This is a genomic window from Mesorhizobium sp. WSM4836, assembly GCF_055811815.1.
In genome coordinates this window covers 182,796-206,241 of record NZ_JBVVQF010000009.1, presented here as the reverse complement: position 1 = coordinate 206,241, position 23,446 = coordinate 182,796, and the positions used below count along the sequence as shown (strand labels likewise).

Annotated in this window: 21 protein-coding genes; 20 read left to right on the top strand and 1 reads right to left on the bottom strand. The window is 63.0% G+C overall.

The annotated features are described in order from the left end of the window. Entirely contained in the window at positions 1 to 1,032 is a 1,032-nt protein-coding gene (locus AC0L2P_RS13720; RefSeq protein WP_473501782.1) for a LacI family DNA-binding transcriptional regulator, read from the bottom strand. Between the two features lie 371 nt (positions 1,033 to 1,403). Between AC0L2P_RS13720 and AC0L2P_RS13715 the strand changes: the two genes are divergently transcribed. The 20 genes from AC0L2P_RS13715 (at position 1,404) to AC0L2P_RS13620 (ending at position 23,432) form a co-directional block, all read left to right on the top strand. Beyond that, positions 1,404 to 3,017 (top strand): extracellular solute-binding protein, encoded by a 1,614-nt coding sequence (locus AC0L2P_RS13715; RefSeq protein WP_473501780.1) that lies wholly within the window; start codon positions 1,404 to 1,406, stop codon positions 3,015 to 3,017. A gap of 79 nt (positions 3,018 to 3,096) precedes the next feature. Further along, complete coding sequence (locus AC0L2P_RS13710; RefSeq protein WP_473501779.1) at positions 3,097 to 3,957, top strand: carbohydrate ABC transporter permease; 861 nt, start codon at positions 3,097 to 3,099, stop codon at positions 3,955 to 3,957. Next, entirely contained in the window at positions 3,954 to 4,913 is a 960-nt protein-coding gene (locus tag AC0L2P_RS13705; RefSeq protein ID WP_473501777.1) for a carbohydrate ABC transporter permease, read from the top strand. The genes AC0L2P_RS13710 and AC0L2P_RS13705 overlap by 4 nt, the downstream gene beginning before the upstream one ends. Further along, positions 4,910 to 6,001 carry an ABC transporter ATP-binding protein gene (locus AC0L2P_RS13700; protein WP_473501776.1) on the top strand — a complete coding sequence of 364 codons (1,092 nt, stop codon included), beginning with the start codon at positions 4,910 to 4,912 and terminating at the stop codon, positions 5,999 to 6,001. The genes AC0L2P_RS13705 and AC0L2P_RS13700 overlap by 4 nt, the downstream gene beginning before the upstream one ends. Position 6,002: 1 nt before the next feature. Continuing rightward, the gene (locus AC0L2P_RS13695) at positions 6,003 to 7,064 is read left to right on the top strand and encodes an ABC transporter ATP-binding protein (RefSeq protein ID WP_473501775.1); all 1,062 of its coding nucleotides are present in this window, start codon (positions 6,003 to 6,005) and stop codon (positions 7,062 to 7,064) included. A 35-nt stretch (positions 7,065 to 7,099) separates the two neighbouring features. After that, positions 7,100 to 8,203, top strand: a complete 1,104-nt coding sequence (locus tag AC0L2P_RS13690) for a Gfo/Idh/MocA family protein (RefSeq protein ID WP_473501773.1) — start codon at positions 7,100 to 7,102, stop codon at positions 8,201 to 8,203. Between the two features lie 26 nt (positions 8,204 to 8,229). Next, positions 8,230 to 9,144 carry a sugar phosphate isomerase/epimerase family protein gene (locus AC0L2P_RS13685; RefSeq protein WP_473501771.1) on the top strand — a complete coding sequence of 305 codons (915 nt, stop codon included), beginning with the start codon at positions 8,230 to 8,232 and terminating at the stop codon, positions 9,142 to 9,144. 37 nt (positions 9,145 to 9,181) lie between these two features. Beyond that, the gene (locus AC0L2P_RS13680; protein WP_473501770.1) at positions 9,182 to 10,123 is read left to right on the top strand and encodes a sugar ABC transporter substrate-binding protein; all 942 of its coding nucleotides are present in this window, start codon (positions 9,182 to 9,184) and stop codon (positions 10,121 to 10,123) included. Between the two features lie 85 nt (positions 10,124 to 10,208). Then, positions 10,209 to 11,189 carry an ABC transporter permease gene (locus AC0L2P_RS13675; RefSeq protein ID WP_473501769.1) on the top strand — a complete coding sequence of 327 codons (981 nt, stop codon included), beginning with the start codon at positions 10,209 to 10,211 and terminating at the stop codon, positions 11,187 to 11,189. Then, the gene (locus AC0L2P_RS13670; RefSeq protein WP_473501809.1) at positions 11,186 to 11,968 is read left to right on the top strand and encodes an ATP-binding cassette domain-containing protein; all 783 of its coding nucleotides are present in this window, start codon (positions 11,186 to 11,188) and stop codon (positions 11,966 to 11,968) included. The genes AC0L2P_RS13675 and AC0L2P_RS13670 overlap by 4 nt, the downstream gene beginning before the upstream one ends. Positions 11,969 to 12,002: 34 nt before the next feature. Further along, positions 12,003 to 13,184 carry an aldose 1-epimerase family protein gene (locus AC0L2P_RS13665; RefSeq protein ID WP_473501767.1) on the top strand — a complete coding sequence of 394 codons (1,182 nt, stop codon included), beginning with the start codon at positions 12,003 to 12,005 and terminating at the stop codon, positions 13,182 to 13,184. A gap of 91 nt (positions 13,185 to 13,275) precedes the next feature. Beyond that, positions 13,276 to 14,364, top strand: coding sequence for a fatty acid desaturase family protein (locus AC0L2P_RS13660; RefSeq protein WP_473501765.1), 1,089 nt, complete (start codon positions 13,276 to 13,278; stop codon positions 14,362 to 14,364). A gap of 44 nt (positions 14,365 to 14,408) precedes the next feature. Further along, positions 14,409 to 14,723, top strand: coding sequence for a MocE family 2Fe-2S type ferredoxin (locus AC0L2P_RS13655; protein ID WP_473501763.1), 315 nt, complete (start codon positions 14,409 to 14,411; stop codon positions 14,721 to 14,723). Positions 14,724 to 14,760: 37 nt separating this feature from the next. Further along, complete coding sequence (locus AC0L2P_RS13650; protein WP_473501761.1) at positions 14,761 to 15,561, top strand: 3-methyl-2-oxobutanoate hydroxymethyltransferase; 801 nt, start codon at positions 14,761 to 14,763, stop codon at positions 15,559 to 15,561. Between the two features lie 258 nt (positions 15,562 to 15,819). After that, the gene (locus AC0L2P_RS13645) at positions 15,820 to 16,806 is read left to right on the top strand and encodes an ABC transporter permease (RefSeq protein WP_473501759.1); all 987 of its coding nucleotides are present in this window, start codon (positions 15,820 to 15,822) and stop codon (positions 16,804 to 16,806) included. Positions 16,807 to 16,864: 58 nt separating this feature from the next. Further along, a complete protein-coding gene (locus tag AC0L2P_RS13640; protein WP_473501758.1) occupies positions 16,865 to 17,890 on the top strand; it encodes a sugar ABC transporter substrate-binding protein in 1,026 nt (341 codons plus the stop codon). Positions 17,891 to 17,973: 83 nt separating this feature from the next. After that, positions 17,974 to 20,097 carry an ABC transporter permease gene (locus tag AC0L2P_RS13635; RefSeq protein ID WP_473501756.1) on the top strand — a complete coding sequence of 708 codons (2,124 nt, stop codon included), beginning with the start codon at positions 17,974 to 17,976 and terminating at the stop codon, positions 20,095 to 20,097. Then, positions 20,094 to 21,152: an NHL repeat-containing protein gene (locus AC0L2P_RS13630; protein ID WP_473501754.1), complete on the top strand. Its 1,059-nt coding sequence runs from the start codon at positions 20,094 to 20,096 to the stop codon at positions 21,150 to 21,152. The genes AC0L2P_RS13635 and AC0L2P_RS13630 overlap by 4 nt, the downstream gene beginning before the upstream one ends. Beyond that, positions 21,152 to 22,648 (top strand): sugar ABC transporter ATP-binding protein, encoded by a 1,497-nt coding sequence (locus tag AC0L2P_RS13625; RefSeq protein WP_473501753.1) that lies wholly within the window; start codon positions 21,152 to 21,154, stop codon positions 22,646 to 22,648. Before AC0L2P_RS13630 ends, AC0L2P_RS13625 begins: the two co-directional genes overlap by 1 nt. Before the next feature lie 376 nt (positions 22,649 to 23,024). Further along, positions 23,025 to 23,432: a carboxymuconolactone decarboxylase family protein gene (locus tag AC0L2P_RS13620; protein WP_473501752.1), complete on the top strand. Its 408-nt coding sequence runs from the start codon at positions 23,025 to 23,027 to the stop codon at positions 23,430 to 23,432. Positions 23,433 to 23,446 lie beyond the last annotated feature (14 nt).

Here is a 23,446-nt window from a genome sequence, read left to right as displayed (position 1 = left end):
TCAGATCTCCGGGATGCTTTCCCTGAAGATCACCTGCAGCCTTGGCTGGTGCAATTCGTAAGGCAATCCCCTGACCGCGTGACTCAAGGTGTTGAGTGCCTCGCGGGCTTCGACGCGCGGGTTCTGGTCGATGACCGCGTCGAGCGTGCCGTCGAGCAAAAGCTCCTTGGTGCCTTCCGTCACCTCATGGCCGAGAAAGACCGTCGACAGCGCGCGCCCGCGCTCCTTGAGTGCGCGGGCGATGCCGGTATTGCCGGCGCCGACATTGTAGATGGCCGCCAGGTCCGGGTGCCGGTCCAGCAGGGCGGAGGCCTCAGAATAGGCTTTTTCCCGATCATCGAGCATTTCGCGCATCTCGACGATCTGCAGATTGGGCGATTCTTCCGTCAGGATGTGGCGGAAGCCCATCTCGCGCTCTTCGTGGCCGCGATAGGAGAGCGAACCGGCGAACAGCGCGACCTTGCCTGGACGCCCGGCGCCATTGAAGCGATTGAGAAGGTAGCCGGCGAGCCGGCCGGCGGCGCGGTTGTCGATGCCAATATAGGCAACCCTCGGCACATGCAGGATGTCGGAAGCGATGGTGACGACCCTGACGCCGCTGGCCGAAAGCGAGCGGATCGCCTCACGCACCGTTGGATGGTCGAGCGCGATCACACCGACGCCTTGCGTCTGTCCGTGCAGTTCCTGCAGCAGGCGGGCAAGCCGGTCCGGATTGAAGCCTTCGATGGTGGCGACGCGGACGTCGAGGTCCGGACGCGACTGCGCCTGCGCCTCGATCTGGCGGTGCAGCATCTTGATAAAGGAATTGGTGCCGGCGGGCAGGGCGAAGTCGAGCCGCATGACCTCACCGCGCAGCGCGTTGAGCGAGCTCGGATTATTCGAATTTTCAGCGATATAGCCAAGCCGCTGTGCCGTTTCGAGCACGACCTCGCGGGTGCGCGCCCTGACCCCGGCGCGGTTGTTGAGCACACGGTCGACCGTGGCGGCGGAAACACCGGCTTCCCGGGCTATGTCTGTCAGGGTGGACCGCATTGTCGATCACCTCATTCCAAAATGCGCCAAGGGCGCATCGAGATTACGCATTTCATGGGTCCGATGTCGCAGAGCGGCTTCATCGCAACCCGCGATTCTGATGGGAAATGATGTAACCGGCCTTGGCCGATGTGCAAGTCGCTGCGCTACCCCAAAATGGCCAAAAGGACCAAATCAGGGAGGTGGGCAGCCGGGCTCCCTCAAATTCAAGCACCGGCTTCGGTGTGAGAGTCTTGATAAACGCCATTCCCCCCCCCTTTGAGATGTTATGATGGATCTTGATTATTTATGATGTTGACAGCCTTCGTATAGTGCCGTCAATATCCATCATAAGGGCCATGGAGGAACAAGGCCCTGAGGGAGGAGTTCCAATGTCGAATTTGATCCGCGTGTCGCGACGCCGTTTGCTAGCGGCCGGTGGAAAGGCGGCAGTCCTTGTTGCTGCCGCAGGTATTGCACCGAAATTCATTCGTCCGAGCCGTGCCTATGCGGCCGATGCCCTGGCGTCCGGCATGATCGGTGGCCCGACGGGCTTCGACGGCTCGGAGCGCTATCAGTACGGGCCAGATACGCCGGAGGGTCGCGCCATCGAAGCGGCCAAGGCGATGAAGGGCGCCGGCAAGGCGCCGGCCAAGATCGTGCTTGGCCTGTCCGACGGTTCGATCGGCCAGCTGACCCAGCCGTTTCCGGCCGGTGCGCCGTCGATCAAGGATCTGTGGGAGAAGGAAACCGGCATTCCGCTTGAAATCGTCGGTGTGCCGAACGGCCAGGAATTCACCAAGACGATGCAGGACATCTCCACCAAGGGTGGAGCGTATGACATCTACGCGGTCGAATGGAACCGTCTTGGCGACCTCGCCGAAACCGGCGGCATCCTCAAGCTCGACGACTTCGTCGCGCAATACAAACCGGAATGGGACGATCCCGAGCGCGGCTACGTTAACGGTGCCAAGGGCGTGTCGCTGCTCAACCAGTATCGTGGCTCGACCTATGGCGTGTCGCTGGATGGCGACTTCCAGACCTGGGTCTACCGTACCGATCTGTTCGGCGACGGAGCCGAGAAGAAGGCCTTCTCCGACAAATACGGCTATGAACTGGCGGCGCCGAAGACCTGGAAGCAGCATGACGAGATCGCGGCCTTCTTCCAGCGCCCGGACAAGGGCCTGTTCGGCTCGACCGATCTGCGCAACCAGGGTTGGGGCTACACCAACTGGTATCAGCGTTATGTCTCAATGGCTTCGCCCAATCAGTTCTTGTTCGACGATACCGGCAAGCCGCTGATCAATTCGGAGCAAGGTATCGCGGCGACCACCGAGTACATTGCGTCGCTTTCGCATCATTCGCCGGATGCGATCTCCTGGGGCTGGCCGGAGCAGTACGGCAATTTCGCCAAGGGCGGCGCGGCCATGACGTGTGCCTTCTCCAACCTGCCGAAATTCCTCGACAATGCCGGCAACAAGGATTCAGCTGTCACCGGCAAGATCGGCTCGATGCTGCCGCCCGGCCGCGAGATCGACGGCAAGCTGGTCAGCCGGTCGGTGCTGTGGCTCAATCTGTCGGCGTCGGTGTCCTCGCAAGCCAAGAACCCGGAGGCCTGCTACCTGTTCCTGCAGTGGCTGGGATCAAGCCGTATCTATGCCTGGATGACCGCCAACCCGGGCGGCTATTTCGATCCGTTCCGGCTGTCGGATTTTTCCGATCCGCTGGTTCGCCAGACCTATCACGCGTACCACATGGACGTGGTGCGCGAGACGGTCGCCCGCACCGTGCCCACCATCAACTATCCCGGCGCCACCGCCTTCCACAATGCGCTGGACGAGAACCTCGTCGCAGCACTTACCAAGGCCAAGACAGCCGAGCAGGCGATGGCCGACACCGAGGCCGAGTGGAAGAAGATTGCCCGTCGCACCGGCGAGGAGAAGCTTCTCGAAGCCATCAAGACCAACAAGGAGGCCTGGCCGACCGTCCTCGATCCGGTCGCCTGATCCTCCCCAGGATCCTACCAAGGAGGGGAGGAGCGGTCGCTCTTCCCCTCGGCAACGAAGGACCCAGCAAAGCCGCAAGATGAAGCGTTCAGTTCCTTTCGAAATATTCCGCTATGCCGCGATCTTTGCGGCGATGGCGGTGACGCTGGTGCCGATCCTGTGGATGGTGTCGATGGCGTTCAAGCCGATCGCCGAATGGTCGGCGACCGGCGCCGACCTGACATGGTGGCCGAAGAACCCGACACTCAGCAATTTCCGCTTCGTCTTCGGTGAATCGACCAACAATCTGATCGTCGCGCTCGACCGCACAGCTTTGAAGCCGATCCTGTCGTCGCTGCTATCGGCCATATTCGGCACGGCAATCGCCATGTCGGCGGGCACCGCGGCGGCTTACGGGCTGTCGCGCTTCGGCTCGGGCCAGAACCTGCCGCTGGCGCTGATCCAGCTTCGCCTGTTTCCGCCGATGGCGGTCATGACCCCGGTGATGATCATGTGGGCCTTCCTCAATTTCACCGACAGCTGGTGGGGGCTGTCGCTGATCTACGGCATCGTCACGCTGCCTTTCGCCTTCTGGCTGATGAAGACCTTCTTCGACGACATGCCGCGCGAGATCGAGGAGGCGGCACTGGTCGAGGGCTGTTCGCGGTGGCGCGTCTTCACCCGCATCACGCTGCCGATGATGCGCGCGCCGCTGGCCAGTGCCGCGCTGTTCGTCTTCATCCTCAACTGGTCGGACTATCTGATTGCGCTGCTTCTGACGACGCGCGAATGGGTGACGGTCCCCGTCTACATGGCCTCGCTGTCCTCCTCGATGACCGGCCAGCTCTATGGCGCCAAGGCAGCGCTCGGCCTGATCGCTGCGGTGCCGCCGGTGATCATGGGGATCGCCATCCAGCGCCATCTGGTGCGCGGGCTGACCTTCGGGGCGCTCAAGCAATGAGCGTGGTGACAGCCACGATTTCGGAGGGCGACATGCAAGCCTCCAAAGCGGCATCGGTGTTGCCGGACGAGGGCGCACGGCTCGGCTTCCGGCTGACCCTGCCGGCGCAGATCCTGGTGCTGTTCATCGCCGTCTTCCCGCTGCTCATGCAGCTCTATATCAGCCTCACCGACTGGTCGCCGCTGTCGGGCACCGGCTGGTGGAATGCCTGGTCGATGTGGAACAGCTTCGCCAATTACACCGACCTTGCCGCGGACGCGCGCTTCTGGAGTGCGCTGAAGCGCACGGCCATCGTCATGATCGTCTGCGTGCCGGCGGAGTTCCTGCTCGGCTTGGCGCTCGCCACGCTGTTTGCCGACGAGTTTCCCGGCAAGCGGATCTTCTACTCGATCCTCTTGATGCCGATGATGGTGGTGCCGGCGGTGGCCGGCTACATGTTCTTCATGCTGTTCCAGTCGGGCGGCCCGGTGAATGACCTGCTGTCGGCGATCTCAGGCTTTCCCGTCACCATCGCCTGGCTGTCGGACCCGACGCTGGCGCTCGTGGCGGTCATGGTCGCCGACATCTGGCAGTGGACGCCGCTGATGTTCCTGATCCTGCTTGCCGGCCTGGTCGGCGTGCCCGAGGACCAGATCAAGGCGGCGACGCTGCTCGGCGCTAACCCGTGGCAGCGATTCGTCACCATCGTGCTGCCGAAGATGAAGACGATCATCGTCATCGCTCTGGCGATCCGGGTGATCGAGAACTTCAAGATCTTCGACACGCTCTACATCATGACCGGCGGCGGTCCCGGCGTCGCCACCGAAACCATCTCCGTTTACATCTACAAGCTCACCACCCAGGACCTGATCTGGGGTTATGTGGCGGCAATCGCGCTGGCCATATTGATCGTGCTGTCCATCGCCGCGGTGTTTGCCATGAAACGCATGGCTCGGGTACGCGAGGTGGCGGCATGAGCACCATCCATCTGCAGAACCTGGTCAAGAAATTCGGCGATTTCACCGCGCTGAAGACGATGGACCTGGCCATCGCCGACGGCGAGTTCATGGCGCTGCTCGGGCCGTCCGGCTGCGGCAAATCGACGACGATGAACATGATCGCCGGCATGGAAGAGCCGACCAGCGGCAAGATCCTGTTCGGCGAACGCGACATGGCCGGCGTGCCGATGGGGCGGCGTGGCGTCGGCTTCGTCTTCCAGAACTATGCGATCTTCACTCATATGAGCGTGCGGCAGAACCTCGCTTATGGGCCGAAAATGCGCGGCGCAGCAAAGGCCGAGATCGACCGCCGCGTCGGCGCCATTGCCGAGATGCTGCAACTGACGCCGCTGCTCGACCGCAAGGCGGACAGGCTGTCGGTCAACATATTGCAGCGGGTCGCAATCGGCCGTTCGGCGATCATGGAGCCGGCGATCTTCCTGCTCGACGAGCCGCTTTCCAATGTCGATGCCGCCTTCCGGGCGGTGATGCGGACCGAACTGAAGCAGTTGCAGCGGCAGTTCCGGCAGACCATGGTCTATGTCACCCACGATCAGCTCGAAGCCATGACCATGGCCGACCGCATCGCGGTGATGGACCATGGCATGCTGCAGCAGGTCGGCACGCCGCTGGAGGTCTACAACAATCCGGCCAATGTCTACGTTGCCCGCTTCATCGGCGCGCCGGGCATGAACCTGCTCAAGGGCAGGCCGGCGGAAAGTGACCGTGGCCTGGTCGTCGATCTCGGCCCGCTCGGCGTGACGCCGCCGCTGCCGGTCGAGATCGCCGATGCCGCACGCCGGATGCGTGGCGAAGTGTTTTATGGCTTTCGACCCGAACAAGTGACGCTGGCTAAAGGCGGCCGTGGCCTGTCCATCCCGGTGAGTTTCGTCGAGCGGATCGGCGCCCGCACCGTCATCCATCTTGGCGACGGCGAGACTGCGGTGAAGGCGGTGTTCGACAATGATATTGGGCTGGCTATCGGGCAGACAGCGGTTGTCGCGCCTGCGGCGGAGGCGGTGCGCGTCTTTGACGCCGCTACCGGCCTTGCGTTGAGAGCAGGTTGAGATGGCCGATATCGTTTTCCGCAATGTGACGAAACGCTACGGCAACACGCTCGCCGTCGACGACGCCTCGTTCACGGTCGACGACAATGAGTTCTTCTGCTTCTTCGGGCCGCCGCTGTCGGGCAAGTCGACGATACTGCGCCTGGTGCTTGGGCTCGAGACACCGGACGCAGGCGAGATCCTGATCGGCGGCAGGCCGGTCAACGCAGTGTCGCCGGCGGAGCGCAATGTCGCCATGGTCTTCCAGAACCTGGCGCTGTTTCCGCATATGAGCGCGCGCGACAATATCCGCTTTCCGCTGGTCGAACGCCGGGTCGCCGAAGCCGAGATCGAAAGGCGTGTCGCCGACGTCGCGGCCAAGCTGCATATTGGCCACATCCTGCACAAGCCGCCGGCGCAGCTTTCCGGAGGTGAGCGGCAGCGCGTGGCGATTGCCCGCGCGCTGGTGCGCGATCCCGCCGCCTATCTGATGGACGACCCGATTTCGGCGCTCGACGCCAGGCTGCGCGAGGAGACGCGCGTCGAGCTGAAGCGCATACAGCGCGAGCTCGGCAAGACGCTGATCTATGTCACGCACGACCAGGAGGAAGCGATGTCGGTCGCCGACCGAATGGCCATTCTGGACAACGGCAAGATCAGGCAGATCGGTGCGCCGGCCGAGATCTATGACCGGCCGGCCAGCACCTATGTGGCGCGGCTGCTCGGCTCGCCGATGATGAACATATTGAAGTCGGTGCCGGGCGCGGAAGGCGTGGAGGCGGCGGAAGGCACGATCCGCATCGCGGATACCGGCGCCCCCACCGATGCCGTCGAGATTGGACTCAGGCCGGAAGACATCAAGGTTGGGCCCTGGTCGGAGGGGGGCGCGGGCCGCCCGGCGCGAGTGTTCGAGGTTGAGCCGCTCGGCGGCTACACCGTGGTGACGCTCGCCGCCGGGCAGGCGCGTCTGCGGGCGCTGCTGCGCGGCCAGCCGGACATCAGGCCGGACGCGATGGTGGCGATGTCCTGCGAGCCGGGCAGGGTGCACTATTTCGGACAAAGCGGGGGAGCGCTGGCAAGATGACAGCGGCTGCAAGGAACGAGCTTCGGGAGGAACATATGGCAAGCGACGAAATAGCGGGCAACGGCTTCGAGCCGGACGTTAAAGTCCGCAGCAGGGAATACCGGATCGGCTGCGTCGGCGCCGGCATGATCATGGCCGAATGTCACCTTGCCGCCTACAAGGAAGCCGGTTTCCCCGTGGTGGCGATTGCCTCGCGGACCAAGGCCAGTGCCGAGAAGGTCGCCAAACGCTGGGACATCCCGACCGTCCACGACACGCCGGAACAGCTCATCGAGGACAAAAACGTCGAGATCATCGATCTTGCCTTTCCGCCCGATCAGCAGCCGGCGCTGATCCGCCATGCTCTGAAGCAGGCACATATCAAGGCGATCCTGGCGCAGAAGCCATTGGCGCTGTCCCTCGAAGAGGCCGTCAAACTTCGCGACGAGGCGGCCAAGGCAGGCAAGATCCTCTCGGTCAACCAGAACATGCGCTACGACCAGTCGATGCGCGTCTTGAAGCAGATCATCGACAGCGGCGCGCTCGGCGACATCGTCTTCGCCCAGATCGACATGCACGCTATCCCGCACTGGCAGAGCTTCCTCGAGGACTATGACCGGCTGACGCTCGCCAATATGAGCGTCCACCATCTCGACGTACTGCGCTTCCTGTTCGGCGATCCCCTGGAGATCACCACCCTGAACCGCAAGGACCCGCGCACCCGCTTCGACCATTCGGACGGCATCACCGTGTCGACGATCAAGTTCCCGTCCGGCGTGCTTGCCGTATCGCTGGAGGATGTCTGGTCCGGTCCGCGCCAGGAGGGCTACAAGGACGACCAGCACATCAACTGGCGCGTCGACGGCACCAAGGGGGTCGCCAAGGGCACTATCGGCTGGCCGACTGGCGCTGCCTCGACGCTGACCTATGCCTCGACCGAGACCACCGGTGGTGAATGGGTGACGCCCAGTTGGGACACGATGTGGTTCCCGCATGCCTTCATCGGCGTCATGGAGCAGCTCCAGCACGCGGTTAAGACGGGCGAGCCGCCGGCGCTGTCCGTCGCCGACAACGTCAAGACCATGGCGCTGGTCGAAGCCGGCTATCGCTCGATCGACATGGGCCGGACGGTCAAGCTTTCCGAAATATCAACAGACTGAATCACTTAAAGGGAGGAATTCACACCATGATGCAGGCAGGTATTTTCACGGGGTATTTCCCGTATGGCCTTAAGGAAACCGCGCAGAAGATCCGTGCGCTGGATTTCAACACCGTGCAGCTCGACCTGCATTTCAGGGATATCGACCTGTCCGCCGGACAGATCACCAGGGACAAGGCCAAGACCGTCCGCGATACGTTTCGCGACCACAATCTGCCGATCTGCTGCGTGTCGGGCTACACCAACATCATCCATCCGGATATGGGCGAGCGCGAGAGGCGCGTCGGCTATCTGAAGGAGATCATCCGCCACGCACGCCATTTCGGCACCCCTTACGTGATCTCGGAAACCGGTACCTACAACACGGAATCCGATTGGGTGCATCACCCGAAGAACAAGACCGAAGAAGGTTTTGAGGAATGCCGCAAGGTCATCGCCGACCTTGCCCAGACCGCCTATGACCACGGCGCGGTCTTCCTGCTCGAAACCTATGTGAACAATGTCGTCGGCTCGGTCGAAGAGACGGTGAGGATGTTCGCGCAGGTCGACCACCCAGGTCTCGGCCTGCTGATGGACCCGACCAACTATTTCGAAACCCACAACATCGACAGGATGGACCAGATCCTGAACCAGGTGTTCGACACGCTGACCGACAAGATCAAGATAGCCCACGCCAAGGACGTCAAACGCTCCGGCGGCGACAAATCGGAGAAGCACGCCGACATCGGCGACGAGGACGCGCTGGAGAGCCACACTTTCCGCGGCGTCGGCGAGATCGAGCTGCCGGCGCCCGGCCTCGGTTCGCTGAATTACGACCTCTATCTCAAGCGGCTGGCCGAAAAGCACCCGAACATCCCAGTCATCATCGAGCATCTTTCGGAAGACGACGTGCCGCGCGCCAAGAAATTCCTCGACGGCAAATTCCGCGCCAACGGTCTGTGATGGCGCGGTTCGGCTACGAAACAAGGGAGGAAGAGAAATGTTGAAATTCGCGTTGAAAATCGCGGCCGCGGCGACCGTTCTCGCCGGTGTGGCGCTGGGTACGCCGGCGCTGGCGCAGGACGCTCAAAAGACGTTCTACCTGTTGTCGCATGGCGGCCCGTCGGATGCCTTCTGGATCGACTGGAATGCCGGCGCGACCAAGGCCTGCGACCAGCTCAAGGTGATCTGCAAGATCTCGTTCAGCGGTGGCGACATGGCGGCGCAGAAGGAGGCCTTCAACTCGGCACTTGCCGCTAAGCCGGACGGCATTGCCACCACGTCAGCGCAGCCCGGCCTATGGACCGAGGAGGTCAAGGCAGCGAAGGTGGCCGGCATCCCGATCGTGTTCTTCAATACCGACGATCCGGCAACCGGCCGGCAAGCCTATGTCGGCGCCGATCTCAAGGAAGCCGGTGTCATCTGGGCGAAATATCTGGTCGACCACAAGATGGTGAAGCAGGGCGACAAGGTGTTCCTGCCGGTCGAAGTGCCGGGCGCCAGCTACCAGCAGCTCGAGACCGAAGGCATTGCCAGCGTCTTCGATCCGCTCGGCATCAAATATGACGTGGTCGATTGCGGCACCGATCCGGCCGGCATCATCGCCAAGATGACCGACTACATGGTGGCCAACAACCCGCCGGCGATCATCGCGCTCGGCGATTCCGTTGCGGCCAGCATCAAGCGGGTGTTTGATGGCGCCGGCGTGCCGGCCGGCAAGATCCCGGTCGTCGGCTGGGGCAATTCGAAGGAAACGGCCGAGTCCGTCAAGGCCGGTTTCGTCAACGCGGCTGCCTGGCAGTTCCCGTCGGCGCAGGGCTTCATGCCGGTGGCGCTGCTCGGGCTGGCCGCCGCTGGCGAGCCGATCGGCTACGATATCCACACGTTCAGCCTCTACGACGCCTCGAGCGTCGAACCGATCCTGAAACTCTACAACAAGTGATTGGAACTGACGCTCGCCGCGCAGGCGGCGGGCGTCACCCTGAGATATGGTCCAAGCAGTCATGACTATTGCCGCAGAAGAGGAAATGCCGCGTGCCAAACGCAGGTCGAGCCTGATCCGCTCGCCGCAGTTCTCTTCGCTCGTCATCCTGATCGTCCTGCTGGCGGTGTTCGCGATCGCCGACGCGAATTTCTTGTCGCCGCTCAACATCTCCAACATGATGGCGTTCCTGCCCGAGCTCGGCATCATCGCACTCGGCATGACGCTGCTTCTGACGGCGGGCGAGTTCGACCTTTCGGTCGGCGCCGTATTCGGGCTGGCGCCGGTCGTGATCATGCTGCTGGTCCAGAACGGCGGGGTTGATATTGGCGTGGCGCTGTTGGCCGGCCTACTGCTCTGCATAGCCATCGGTGCGATCAACGGGCTGATCGTCACGAAGATCGGCATCTCCTCCTTCCTGGTGACGCTGTCGATGCTGCTGGTGGTGCGTGGGGCAGCGCTTTACATCACCCAAGGCTTTCCGCTGAAGTCCTGGGACCAGCCGGGCTTCTTCGTGACGCTGCTGGCCGGCAGCTTTAGTATCGGAACGTTCCGTTTCTATACCTCGCTGTGGTGGTTCATCGGCCTGTCGCTACTGGCGATCTATGTGCTGCACTACGCCAAGCTCGGCAACTGGATCAGCGCTATCGGCTCGAACCGTAACGCTGCCGTGGCGCGCGGTGTGCCGGCCGATGCGGTCAAGATATGGCTGTTCATCCTGACCTCGGTGCTGGCCGGTCTCGCCGGCATGATCAGCGCCTTCCGCATCTCTGCCGCCTCGCCGGTGGCCGGCACCGGCTACGAGCTCGAAGTGATCGCGATGGTGGTAGTCGGCGGCACGGCGCTGACCGGCGGGCGCGGCACCATTTTAGGCACCATCGTCGGCGCGCTGATGCTGCGCAGCATCCGCAACGGCATCGTGCTGATCGGCGTGCCCGGGCTCGCCTACAACATCTTCGTCGGCGTCATCATCCTTGCCATGCTCATCCTGCACGCGTTGCTGCAGAAGAACGCCGCCAGGAGCTGATCATGGAAGTGCTTCGGCTGCAGAACCTGCAAAAGTCCTTCGGCAGCGTCCGCGCCCTGAAGAGCGCGTCGTTCACGCTCAATGAGGGCGAAGTGGTGGCCTTGCTTGGCGACAACGGCGCCGGCAAATCGACGTTGATCAAGGCGATCTCCGGGGTCTTTCCGGTCGATCGCGGCGACATCTATGTGCGCGGCCAGAAGGTCTCCATCCGCTCGACGCGCGACGCGATGGATCTCGGCATCGAGACCATCCACCAGGACACTTCGCTGGCTCCAGATATCAGCATCGCGCGCAATCTTTTCCTCGGCCGCGAGCCGGTCAACCTCAAATGGCTGGGTGTGTTCGCGCCGCTCGATCTCGCCCAATTGCGCGATGCCGCCTCGGCTCTGTTGAAGCGCGTCGGCATTTCGAAAAAACTCGATGCCGATGCGCTGGTCAGCACGCTGTCGGGCGGCGAGCGCCAGTCGATCGCCATCTCGCGCGCCATGCAGTTCGCCGCCAAGGTCATCATCCTCGACGAGCCGACCAACAATCTCGGCGTCGAGGAAACGCACGGCGTGCTGCGCTTCGTCAAGGAAGTGCGCGACGCCGGTCACTCGGTGCTTTTGATCACCCACAACATCCATCACGTCTTCCAGGTCGCTGACCGCATCATCGTCATGCGCCGCGGCGAGATCGTCGCCGAGCAGACGGTCGCCGATACCGACCTGCTGACCGTGGAAAGCATCATCACCGGCGCCGACATGTCGGCCCTGCTCAAGGAGACGAGAGCCAAGTGAAGGACGCGAGCAAAGTGAAGGAACTGGCCGTCACATGGTAGAGCTTTACGGCAAGACGCTGTCGCGCCGGCAGGTCTCGGAACGCTCGGGCATGCTGTCGCAATTCGCCGGCGTGCGGCTGATGACGCTTGGCGACGGAGTCGAGCGCGGCATCCGCATGCTCGAATTCCGCACCGGCTCGGGCCTGCGCTTCACCGCGCTGGTCGACCGGGCGCTCGATATCGCCGATTGCGACTTCAGGGGCCAGGCGATCGGCTGGCATTCGCCGAGCGGCTTTCGCCATCCCGGTCTGCACGAACACGAAGGCGAGGAGGGGCTGGCCTGGGCGCGGTCGTTTTCCGGCCTTCTGCTGACCTGCGGCCTCGACCATATATTGTTCATGAACGAGGTACCCGCCGATACCTACAACTACCCGCCCAAGAAGACGGTGCGCCATTCGCTGCATGGCCGCATCAGCACCATCCCGGCGCGGCTGACCGGCTATGGCGAGACCTGGGCCGGCGACCGCTGCGTGCTGTGGGCCGAAGGCATCGTCCAGCAATCAACTGTATTCGGCGAGGATCTGCACCTGCTGCGGCGGATCGAGGCCGATGTTGGCGGCAACGAGATCCGGCTTTCGGACCGTGTCGTCAATCACGGCTTCAACCGGACGCCGCATATGTATTTCTACCACATCAATATCAGTCATCCGGTGCTCGACGAGGGATCGCGCTACCTGGCGCCGATCCGCGACGTCGTCTGGGCCGGGCATGCCGGCGAGCACTATGAAGCGCAGAAGGTCGGCTACCGCACAGTGCCGGCGCCGCAACCGGGGTTCAAGGAACAGGTCTGGCAGCACGAACTCGGCGCCGACAGCAGCGGCGAAGTTCCGGTGGCGATGGTCAACGACAGGCTCGGCCTCGGCTTCGAGGTGGTCACGCGCAAGGACCAATTGCCCTGCGCCTATCAATGGCAGAATTTCCAGGCCGGGCAGTACGCGCTTGGGATCGAGCCGTCGACGCATCATGTGCTTGGGAATCTGGCGGCGCGCGAACGCGGCGAGATGATCTGGCTGGAGCACGGCGAGAGCCGCTCCTACGATGCGGTGTTCCGGGTCCTCGACGGCGCCGGCGAGATCGCCGCCGCCGAACGCCGGATCGCGGCGATTGCCAGACAGCCGAGAGAGGACTACCCGCGGCCGTCGGGCCATTTTCCTGTTCTTGGAGGCAGGTCGTGATAATGGCGAAGACGATACGAGACACCAGTTGGGAGGCTGGTCCCGGCCGGAGCGGGGAGGGCTCGCGGCCGAGCTGGAATTGGAGGTCACAATGGCTGGCACGGTAAAGCGCGATTACAGCCTGCTCGGCGAAAGCACGCGTCGGGCGATCGAGACGGGACTGGCCTCGGCGGAGTGGTACCACACGGATGTGCCCCGCAAGGCGATCAAGGAGTTGATGCAGCGCTCAGACGGCCCGGCGATCCGGGACACGATCATCTGGATCGTCGCCATCCTCGGCTCGGCCGCCGGCGCCATCTATTTTTGGGGTACCTGGTGGTGCGTGCCGTTCTTCTTCGTCTACGGCGTGCTCTACGGCTCGTCCAGCGACTCGCGCTGGCACGAATGCGGCCACGGCACGGCTTTCCGCACGCGCTGGATGAACGATGTCGTCTACCAGATCGCCAGCTTCATGCTGATGCGCAATCCAGTGACCTGGCGCTGGAGCCATGCCCGCCACCATACAGACACGATCATCGTCGGCCGCGACGCCGAGATCGCCGTGATGCGCCCGCCGGACCTGTTGCGTGCCGCGCTGGCCTTCACCGGCATTCTCGATTTTCGCTATTCGCTTCCGGCGCTGGTACGCCAGGCGTTCGGCAAGCTGACGCCCGACGAGAAAAGCTATGTTCCCGAGATCGAGCAGCACAAGGCCGTCATCGCCGCGCGCTGGCACATCGCCATCTACGTTGCGACGATCGCGCTTGCCGTTTTCATGCGGTCGTGGATACCGGTGGTGCTCATCGGCGTGCCGCGCCTCTACGGCACCTGGCACATGGTGCTGACCGGCCTGCTGCAGCATATCGGTCTGGCCGACAATGTCGTCGACCACCGGCTCAACACCAGGACCGTCTACATGAACCCGATCAGCCGGTTCATCTACTGGAACATGAACTACCACGTCGAGCATCACATGTTCCCGATGGTACCATATCACGCGCTGCCCAGGCTGCATGAATTGATCAAGCACGATCTGCCGGAGCCGAACCCGTCGGTGTGGCATGCCTATCGCGAGGTCTGGCCGGTCCTGCTCAGGCAGCTCAAATACGAGGATTATTTCCTCAAGCGCGAACTGCCGCCGACGGCACGGCCCTATCGCGGCGAGTTCCACGAAGTGAACATGTCGGCGGCGGCTGAATAGGTGCCGCGCACCAGCGTGACGCAGAAATTTCAGGAGAGATAGAAATGGCCGATTGGGTCGAAGCGTGCGCCGTGGACGATGTCGACGAGGAGGATGTCATCCGCTTCGACCATGGCGGCCGCACCTTCGCTATCTACCGTTCGCCGGACGATGAATTCTTCGCCACCGATGGGTTTTGCACGCATGAGAAGGCGCATCTTGCCGCCGGGCTTGTCATGGACGACATCATCGAATGCCCAAAGCACAATGGCCGCTTCAATTACAAGACCGGCCAGGCCAAAGGGGCTCCCGTCTGTGTCAATCTGCAGACCTATCCGGTCAAGGTGGAAGCTGGCAAGGTGATGATCCAGATCGCCTGACCGGCCTTCTGTCACGTAGCAAAGGGGACCAAAATCCATGAGCCGGAAAAGACCGACCGTCGCAGACCTGCGCGCCATGAAGGGCAAGCGGCAGCTGACGATGCTGCGCGTGCTGACGATGGACGAGGCCGAGGCTGCCGAACGCGCCGGCGTCGACATCGTCTCGGTGCCGCCGGAGCTGGTGCTCAATCCGCAATACCGCGATGCGGCACCCAGCCTGTTCACCATGCCGGGCGAGAATTTCTTCGAGATCGGCACCGCCGACGATTTCGTCCGCTGGGCGTTCCGGCTCTACAAGGCCAGCGCCGATGCGGTCTACTGCAGCGCTGGCTACGCCACCATCAAGCGGATGGCCGACGACGCCATTCCGGTGATCGGTCATGTCGGCCTCATCCCGTCACGCGCCACCTGGACCGGCGGCTTCAAGGCTGTCGGCAAGACCGCCGACACCGCCATGCAGGTGTTCGAGGCGGTGAAGCAACTGGAGGCCGCAGGTGCTGTCGGCGCCGAGATCGAAGTGGTGCCGGTTGAGGTGGCCAAGGCGATTTCGGAACGGACGCCGCTGATCATGTTGTCGATGGGAGCGGGCACCGGCTGCGATGCGCAATACCTGTTCGCGGACGACATCCTCGGCCAGAACCGCGGCCACATGCCGCGCCATTCCAAGGTCTATCGCAATTTCGCCGCCGAATACGATCGCCTGCAGGCCGAACGCATCGCCGCCTTTTCCGAATATGTCGCCGATGTGAACAGCCTGGCCTATCCGGAAGACAGGCACGTCGTGCACATGGATCCGGACCAGCTCAGCCTGTTCCTGGAGAAGATCGAAGCCGCATGAGACACGCCGGCTGCGGCTGCTCCGCTCGTCCTGGAACAAACTTTTGCCAGCGGTCCGATCGGCGCGATCAATCGCAGAAGTGCTTGAGTTCCGGGCATTACGCCAGCCTCGCCAATCGGTGCGTCCAACCGCAGAATTTCCTCGCAAGCCGGCCTACAATGCACGGATTCATTTGACGAATTGGTCTTGAGCCGATTAGCTTTCGTTCCGATGGCCGCAGAGGGAGCAGAGCGTAGCCATCGCGGGTGAAAGCGGGCAATGAACGCGACCGGCTGGCTGAACTGGAGAAGCCTGAACCAGGAGGGCATTGTCTTTGCCATCGCGGTTTTGCTGTTCATTGCCGCCGCCATCGGACTGCCCGGGTTTATCAACTCGAACAATCTCGTTGCCATCGTGCGCTCGGTCTCGGTGCTCGGAATATTGGCGCTCGGCATGGCTGTCGTCATTATCGGCAGGGGCATCGACCTGTCGGCGGTGGCGATCATGGCGATGTCGGTCGCCTGGTATCTGCAACTGCTGAATGCGGGGACATCCGACGGGCTGGCCTTCGCCTATGTGCTCGCCGGCGTTCTCGCCATTGGGCTGTTGAACGGAATCCTGGTCGCCTACGCCGAGGTTCCGGCGATCTTCGTGACGCTGGCGACCGCATCCTTCGTCTTCGGCTATGTGCGTTCACAACTGATCACGCAGGATGCCGTGCCGGTGCCGCCCGGCCATTGGATCGAGCTTTTGGGCGGACTGCGCTTCCTCGACATCCCGGTCGAAGTTTTTGTCTTCGCCGGGCTGGCTTTCGCCTTCTTCCTGTTCCTGCGCTACTTCAAATGGGGCCGCTACGTCTATTTCGCCGGCGACAACCCGGTTGCGGCGCGCAATATCGGCATTCCAGTGCGCCCGATGCTGGTGCTGCGCTACGTGCTGTCGGCCCTGGTCTCGCTGGTGGCCGGCTTGCTCACCGCCGCCAGCCTGCATTCGATCAACACCCGGATCGTCAATTCCACGCTGCTCTACGACATCGTGCTGGTGGCAGTGATCGGCGGCATCGGCCTGTCGGGCGGGCGGGGCGGTGTGCGCAACGTGCTGGTGGGTGCCGCGCTGATCGGCATCCTGCTCAACGCCATGACCATTATCGACATTCCGCTGCTCTATCAGAACCTGATCAAGGCAGCGATCCTGCTGGCGGCGATCATCGTCGATGGGTTCATCAATCCGCGCGACGAGCAGACCGCGCAGCAAGGCGACATTTAGACTGACGCGAACGGTTGGGGCCGGCCGCGAACGACATACCAAACCCAGAGGATGTGACATGAAAATCATCAGAACATTTATGGCTGCCGCGGCAGCGCTTGCCGTCTCCGCCTTCGTGGCGCCAGGCTTCGCCGCCGAAGACCCGGGTCCGGCCGCCTATTCGCAAGCGCTCAAGAGCAAGCGTGTGATGCTGGTGCCGATGGCGATGGGCTTCGACCTGGCACAGGGCTGGGCGCATTACCTGAAGACGGAGGTCGAGGCTTGGGGCGGCGTGTTCGAGACGCGTGACCCGAACTGGGTGGTCGATGCCGGCGCGCAGGCGATAACCGACGCAATCTCGTCGGACACCAGGCCGGACGTGCTGATCATCCACTCGCCGGACCTCAACTCCTATGCCAAGCTGATGAAGAAGGCGCAGGCCGCAGGCACCTATGTCCTGCTGGTCGACAACCCGGCAAACTTTCCGGCCGATGCCTTTGTCGGCAGCGACTGGGATCGGCTCGGCCAGCTGGAAGCCGAAGCGGCGATCAAGGGTTGTGGGCCGAATTCTTCCAAGAAGATCGGGCTGGTGCAGGGTGACCAGGCCAATTCGTCGAGCCTGTACCAGTATGCCGGCATCATAAAGGTGCTGGACAAGAACCCCGACTTCAAGGTCGTGGCCAAGCCGGACTCCAACTGGGATGCGACGACCTCGCGCAACGTGACGACGACGATGCTGCAGCAGAACCCCGACATCTGCGCCATCATCGATTTTTGGGACGGCGACGCGACGGGCGCATCGGCTGCGATCCGCGATGCCAAGCTCGAGGGCAAAGTCTTTCTGGTCACGACCGGGGGCGGCGAAAAGACTGCTGATTGCGACAAGCTGCAGGACGGCACCTATGGCGCGGTGGTGATGACCGACCTTGCCCGCCAGTCGGGCGACATGAACGCCATCATAAAATTCCTGCTGCAGAGCGGCCAGCCGGCCGGCACCTCGCACACCTACATCTACACGCTGGAGAAGGCGACGACCAAGGCCGACCTCAAGCCGGACAGCTGCTGGGATTTGAAAGCACTGCAAGCCCAAGCTGCGGCCAAATAAACCGCGGGTCCGTTGGAAGCATCGACGAGGTGGCCGGACGGGGTTCGGCCGCCTCTGTCTCTCTTGAGTGGCAGCAGCAACCGATGTCCTTTCGCGAACGCCTTCAATCCTGGCGCTACAATCTCGTGCCCGACCATCTCGTCGGCGAGATACTGAGCAAACGCTGGACCGACAACGCCATTCCGTTCCTGGCGCTGGTGGCGACGCTCAGCGTGTTCGGTTCGATCATCCCCGGCTTCTTCAAGCCGATGTCGCTGCAGGAATCGACCCGCCAGCTCGGCGAGTTCTCGCTGGTCGTCACCGGCATGACGGTGGTCATGCTGGGTGGCGGCATCGACCTTTCGGTCGGCTCGATCTTCGCGCTGTCCTGCTTTTCGGCCGTGTTCGTCTTCTTCATCCTCGAACAATCGGTGTGGCTGGCGCTGGCCGCCTCGATCGCCACCGGGCTGCTGTTCGGCGCGATCAACGGTTACCTGATTGGCTATTTCCGGTTGCGCGCCTTCCTGACGACGCTGGTCACCTTCATTTTCGGGCGGGCGCTGTTCGACATACTGGTCACCACCTATGCCGCCGACGTCCAGCTTTCCGATGCCACATCGGATGTGCTGGATTTCGTCGGCGACGATACCTTCTGGGGCCTTTCGGTTGCGGTGTGGGCGGCGATTATCCTGGCCATCATTACCCATGTCGCGCTGACGCGCTCGCGGCCCGGCTGGCACGTGCAGGCGGTGGGCGGGTCGCGGCGATCGGCTCACAATGCCGGCATCCGCGTGCGCCGCACCGTGTTCATGACTTATGTGTTTTCCGGCTTCTGCGCCTCGCTCGGCGGCTTCCTCATCGCCTGCCGGCTGAGCGGGGCAGGGCCGGGCACCGGGCTCAATCTCGAGGTCATGGCACTGACGGCGGCGGTCGTCGGCGGCGTCAGCCTGGGCGGCGGCCGCGGTTCGGTGATCAAGGGGCTGATGGGCGCGATCATCGTGCTGACGATGACCAACGGGCTGATCCGGCTCGGCTATGGCACCGGCACCAACCAGATGGTGCTGGGCATCATGCTGGCAGTCGCCGTCACCATCGACATTCGCTGGCTGAAGAACCGCCACAAGGTGCTGGACGAGGTCTACGTCGCACCTGTCTACCTTAAGATGGGCGCAACGCAGTCGGCCGCACCGGGCTCGGGCACGCCTTACGAACTCGACAACCGGTTGTCGGAGGCTGACCATATCGGGCTCGGCGAACTGGAAGGGCCGGAAGACGTCATCCTCGACCGCGACGACCATCTCTATTGCGGAACGAGGCATGGCGAGATCGTCCGTTTCTTCGCGCCAGATTACAAACGCTCGGAGGTCTTTGCCCATATTGGCGGCTTTCCCCTCGGCCTGGCCTTCGACAAAACAGGCAATCTGATCAGCTGCGTTGGCGCGATGGGCCTTTATTCGGTCTCGCCGGACCGGGAGGTGAAGCGGCTATCGGCGGAAACGTCGCGCTCCTGGACCTCGATCGTCGACGATGCGCGGCTGCGCGACCCCAATGATTGCGACATCGCGCCGGACGGCCGCATCTACTTCACCGATTCTACCAAACGCTACGACGCGCACGACTGGGCGCTGGACTCGATCGAGAACCGGGCCACCGGGCGGCTGCTCGTCTATGACCCGAAGGACGGTTCGACCAAGACATTGCTCGACGGCTACCGCTACACCAACGGCGTCTGCATGGCGCACGACGGCAAGTCGCTGTTCTTTGCCGAAAGCTGGGCCTGCCGCGTGCACCGCTACTGGCTGGAAGGGGCGAAAGCAGGCAGCGCCGAATGCGTCATCCGCGACATGCCGGGCTACCCCGACAACATCAACCGTGCCTCCGACGGCAATTACTGGATGGCCTGGCTAGGCATGCGCACGCCGAGCTTCGACCTGTCGCTGCGCCATCCCGACATGCGCAAGCGCATGACGCGCCGGCTGCCGCAGGACGAATGGCTGTTCCCCAACATCAACACCGGCGGTGTGGTGAAGTTCAACGAGAAGGGCGGCATCGTCGAAGCGATGGGCGACCTCTCGGGCGCCGCGCACCCGATGGTGACTTCGATGCGCGAGCACAAGGGTTTTCTGTTCGTGGGCGGTATCCTCAACAACCGGATCGGCCGCTACCGGATTGCCGGCGCCGACCCGAACTGGACCAGCCCCGTTTCCTATTGGGGAGCGAAGCCATGATGCTGGACCCGATCCTCGACATCTTTCGCGGCAAGGCGGTGACAATCCCGCCGCTCGATGGCGCCTTCAGGCCGAATACACTGCTGGACGATGCTCCGGCTTTTGCCGGCCTGACCGAGCCCGACAATCTGCTGGTTGCCGACGGCCGGCTGCTGGCCTCCAGCGGCAATGCCGTCTATGCGGTCGCCGCCGGTGCCGCGCCTGTTCTGGTCGAGACATTTCCGGCCGCGGTTACCGCGCTCGCGCTCTCGCCCGCCGGAGATCTGACGGTGGCGCTCGAAAGTGGCAGGCTGTTGATGGCAGGCAAGGAAGCCGCCGTGCCGGCCGAGATCTGCTGCATGACAGCGCTCGCCTATGCGGCGGATGGCACGCTTTGGCTGGCCAGTGGCTCGGCCGAACACGCGCCGTCGCAATGGGCGGCCGATCTGATGAATAAGGGTGCTTCCGGTTCGCTGTGGAAGCGCGAACCGGAGGGCAGCGAATTCCGCAAGCTCGCCGACGCCATCGCCTTTCCCTATGGGCTGCATCCAACCGGCAAGGATGTGTTGGTTAGCGAGAGCTGGCGGCACCAACTTGTCCGCTTCGATGGCGCGTCGGGCAGCCGCTCGACGGTGCTGGCGCATCTGCCCGGCTATCCCTCTCGCCTGTCGCCTGCCGCTGATGCCGGCGCCTGGCTGGCGCTGTTTGCGCCCCGCAACCGTCTGATCGAATTCGTGCTGCAGGAAACGCACTATCGGAACGGCATGCTGGCGCAAGTGCCGCCGCAGCACTGGATCGCGCCGGCGCTCGCCTCCAACCGCAGCTTCCTCGAGCCGCTGCAATGCGGTGGCATCCGTACCATGGGCATCCACAAGCCATGGTCGCCGAGCCGCTCCTACGGGCTGGTAGTCAGGCTCGATCGGGAGATGCGGCCGCAATTCAGTCTGCACAGCCGCGCCAACGGCACGCGTCATGGCATCTGCAGCGTGGCCGAGAAAGACGGTCGCCTGTTCATTGCCTCGAAAGGCGGCGATTGCCTGCTGGCTATCGACCTGGCTTCAGGAGGGCATCGCTGATGGAACCGATCGTCCGCCTGGAGAACGTGACCAAGACCTATCGCGGCGTGCCGGCGGTGAAGAATGTCAGCTTCGAGCTGCGCAAGGGCGAGATCCACGCCCTGCTCGGCGAGAACGGTGCGGGAAAATCGACTTTGACCAAGATCATCGCCGGCGTCGTCGACGCGACCTCGGGGAAGATGTTCCACAACGGGCAGGAGATCGCCTACGCCTCGCCGCATGCGGCTCTTCAAGCAGGCATCGCCATGGTGTTCCAGGAGACCAGCCTGGTGCCGTCGATGACGGTGGCGCAGAACCTCTATCTCGGCACGGAGCGCTTTCTCAACCGGCTGCGCGGCACCTACATCGCGGCGCAGCAATTCCTGCAGTCATTGAACTTTCCGGTCGACCCGAACGCCATGGTGGCGACGCTGGGCGCGGCCAAACGGCAGATGGTCGAGATCGCGCGCGCCGTCCACCACAATGCCGAGATCATCATCTTCGACGAGCCGACGGCGACGCTGACGCCGGAGGAAAAGCGGCACTTCTTCGCCCTGATCCGTCGGCTCAAGGCAAGGGGTGTGTCGATCGTCTTCATCAGCCATGCGCTCGAAGAGGCGCTTGATGTCGCCGACCGCATCACCATCCTGCGCGACGGCGAACTGGTGATCACCGACGATACCGCCGCTTTCGATCGCGACAGGATCGTCGCCGCCATGGTCGGGCGCACGCTGTCGGGACAGCTCTACAGCCAGCGCGACGAGGCCAGGCTGCGCAAAGCCGGCAAGAAGGTGCTGTCGGTGCAGGACATATCGATGAGCAATGTCGTGCGCAACAATTCCTTCTCGATCTTCGAGGGCCAGATCACGGGCGTTTTCGGGCTGATCGGCTCGGGCCGCACCGAGACGTTCAAGATCGTCTCCGGCATCTACAAACGCGACTTCCTGCGCGGCGGCACCGTCGAACTGGACGACCGGCCGGTGCGCTATCTCGTACCCAGCGAGGCGGTGGCGGACGGCATCGTCTATGTCACTGAAGACCGCAAGAGCGAGGGGATTTTCGAGACGATGGACGTTGCCGAGAATCTGTTCGGCGGCTTTTTGGCGGCTGGACGGGAAAAGAGCTGGGTGATCAATGCGCAGGAGATGCGGGCGCTGTCGGCGGAGTGGACGAAGACGCTGAACGTCAAGGCGATCAACGACAATGCCCGGGTGGTCGAGCTTTCCGGCGGCAACCAGCAGAAGGTGGTGATCGGCAAGGGGCTGGTGCAGAAGCCGCGCATTGTCATCTTGGACGAGCCGACGCGCGGCGTCGATGTCGGCGCCATCGCCGAGATCCACCAGATCATCAACCGGCTCGCCGACGAGGGCCTGGCCGTCGTCGTCATCTCGTCCTACCTGCCGGAGATCATGAACCTGTCCGACCGCATTCTGGTCTGCCGGCAAGGCCGCATCGTCGAGGAGTTCTCGCCGGCCGAAGTGACGGAGGAGAAGATCATGTATGCGGCGGTGCATTAGGGCTTGGCTTAGAGGGTCGACATGTCCGATGGTCGTTGGTGCATACTTTGGAGATTGGCAGAAACGTTCACCGCTTCGTCATCCTGGGGCGAAGCAAGGAGCGAAGCGACGCGGCGCAGACCCCGGGATCCATGCCGTGACTTCCAAGCGTTGCGACGGTCCGGAATTCTGCTCCGCTGCACCCCTCGCGAGAGGTCACGGCATGGATCCCAGGGTCTTCGCGACGCCGGTTCGCGGCTGCTCCGCCCTGGGATGACGACGCTGAGGTGCTTCGGCCAACCTCCACGATTCTACGCTACTCCGCGGCAGAAACTGAATCGGTCGAACCGGTTAGCCGCCTTTGCTCAAAACCTGATTCAAACGAAAGGAGCCTGCCATGGCCACCACAAGACTTCTGACCGATGCCGAGGTCGAGGCGATTCCCGCCGTGAAGGCCGTGTTCGACGACATCCGCGCGACGCGCAAATCCGACTTCGTCAACAATTTCTGGCGCGGGCTGGCCAATGATCCGGTCTCGCTGAAGCGGATTTGGGAACAGCTCAAGGCGGTGATGGTCGCAGACAGCGCCATAGATCCGCTGACCAAGGAGATGATCTACATCGCCGTCTCCACCGCCAATGGTTGCTCCTACTGCGTCCACTCGCATACAGCGGCGGCGCGGGCCAAGGGCATGACCGACGCGCAGCATGGCGAGTTGGTGTCGATCATCGGACTGGCGGGGCAGACCAACCAGATGGTCACGGCGATGCAGATTCCGGTCGATCGCGAGTTCGAGGTGCGGTGAGGGGCGGCGCGGCG

Excerpts from the sequence above, each read along its gene's own strand:
- AC0L2P_RS13720 (WP_473501782.1), bottom strand. The coding sequence starts at position 1,032 with ATGCGGTCCACCCTGACAGACATAGCCCGGGAAGCCGGTGTTTCCGCC.
- AC0L2P_RS13715 (WP_473501780.1), top strand. The coding sequence starts at position 1,404 with ATGTCGAATTTGATCCGCGTGTCGCGACGCCGTTTGCTAGCGGCCGGT.
- AC0L2P_RS13710 (WP_473501779.1), top strand. The coding sequence starts at position 3,097 with ATGAAGCGTTCAGTTCCTTTCGAAATATTCCGCTATGCCGCGATCTTT.
- AC0L2P_RS13705 (WP_473501777.1), top strand. The coding sequence starts at position 3,954 with ATGAGCGTGGTGACAGCCACGATTTCGGAGGGCGACATGCAAGCCTCC.
- AC0L2P_RS13700 (WP_473501776.1), top strand. The coding sequence starts at position 4,910 with ATGAGCACCATCCATCTGCAGAACCTGGTCAAGAAATTCGGCGATTTC.
- AC0L2P_RS13695 (WP_473501775.1), top strand. The coding sequence starts at position 6,003 with ATGGCCGATATCGTTTTCCGCAATGTGACGAAACGCTACGGCAACACG.
- AC0L2P_RS13690 (WP_473501773.1), top strand. The coding sequence starts at position 7,100 with ATGGCAAGCGACGAAATAGCGGGCAACGGCTTCGAGCCGGACGTTAAA.
- AC0L2P_RS13685 (WP_473501771.1), top strand. The coding sequence starts at position 8,230 with ATGATGCAGGCAGGTATTTTCACGGGGTATTTCCCGTATGGCCTTAAG.
- AC0L2P_RS13680 (WP_473501770.1), top strand. The coding sequence starts at position 9,182 with ATGTTGAAATTCGCGTTGAAAATCGCGGCCGCGGCGACCGTTCTCGCC.
- AC0L2P_RS13675 (WP_473501769.1), top strand. The coding sequence starts at position 10,209 with ATGCCGCGTGCCAAACGCAGGTCGAGCCTGATCCGCTCGCCGCAGTTC.
- AC0L2P_RS13665 (WP_473501767.1), top strand. The coding sequence starts at position 12,003 with ATGGTAGAGCTTTACGGCAAGACGCTGTCGCGCCGGCAGGTCTCGGAA.
- AC0L2P_RS13660 (WP_473501765.1), top strand. The coding sequence starts at position 13,276 with ATGGCTGGCACGGTAAAGCGCGATTACAGCCTGCTCGGCGAAAGCACG.
- AC0L2P_RS13655 (WP_473501763.1), top strand. The coding sequence starts at position 14,409 with ATGGCCGATTGGGTCGAAGCGTGCGCCGTGGACGATGTCGACGAGGAG.
- AC0L2P_RS13650 (WP_473501761.1), top strand. The coding sequence starts at position 14,761 with ATGAGCCGGAAAAGACCGACCGTCGCAGACCTGCGCGCCATGAAGGGC.
- AC0L2P_RS13645 (WP_473501759.1), top strand. The coding sequence starts at position 15,820 with ATGAACGCGACCGGCTGGCTGAACTGGAGAAGCCTGAACCAGGAGGGC.
- AC0L2P_RS13640 (WP_473501758.1), top strand. The coding sequence starts at position 16,865 with ATGAAAATCATCAGAACATTTATGGCTGCCGCGGCAGCGCTTGCCGTC.
- AC0L2P_RS13635 (WP_473501756.1), top strand. The coding sequence starts at position 17,974 with ATGTCCTTTCGCGAACGCCTTCAATCCTGGCGCTACAATCTCGTGCCC.
- AC0L2P_RS13630 (WP_473501754.1), top strand. The coding sequence starts at position 20,094 with ATGATGCTGGACCCGATCCTCGACATCTTTCGCGGCAAGGCGGTGACA.
- AC0L2P_RS13625 (WP_473501753.1), top strand. The coding sequence starts at position 21,152 with ATGGAACCGATCGTCCGCCTGGAGAACGTGACCAAGACCTATCGCGGC.
- AC0L2P_RS13620 (WP_473501752.1), top strand. The coding sequence starts at position 23,025 with ATGGCCACCACAAGACTTCTGACCGATGCCGAGGTCGAGGCGATTCCC.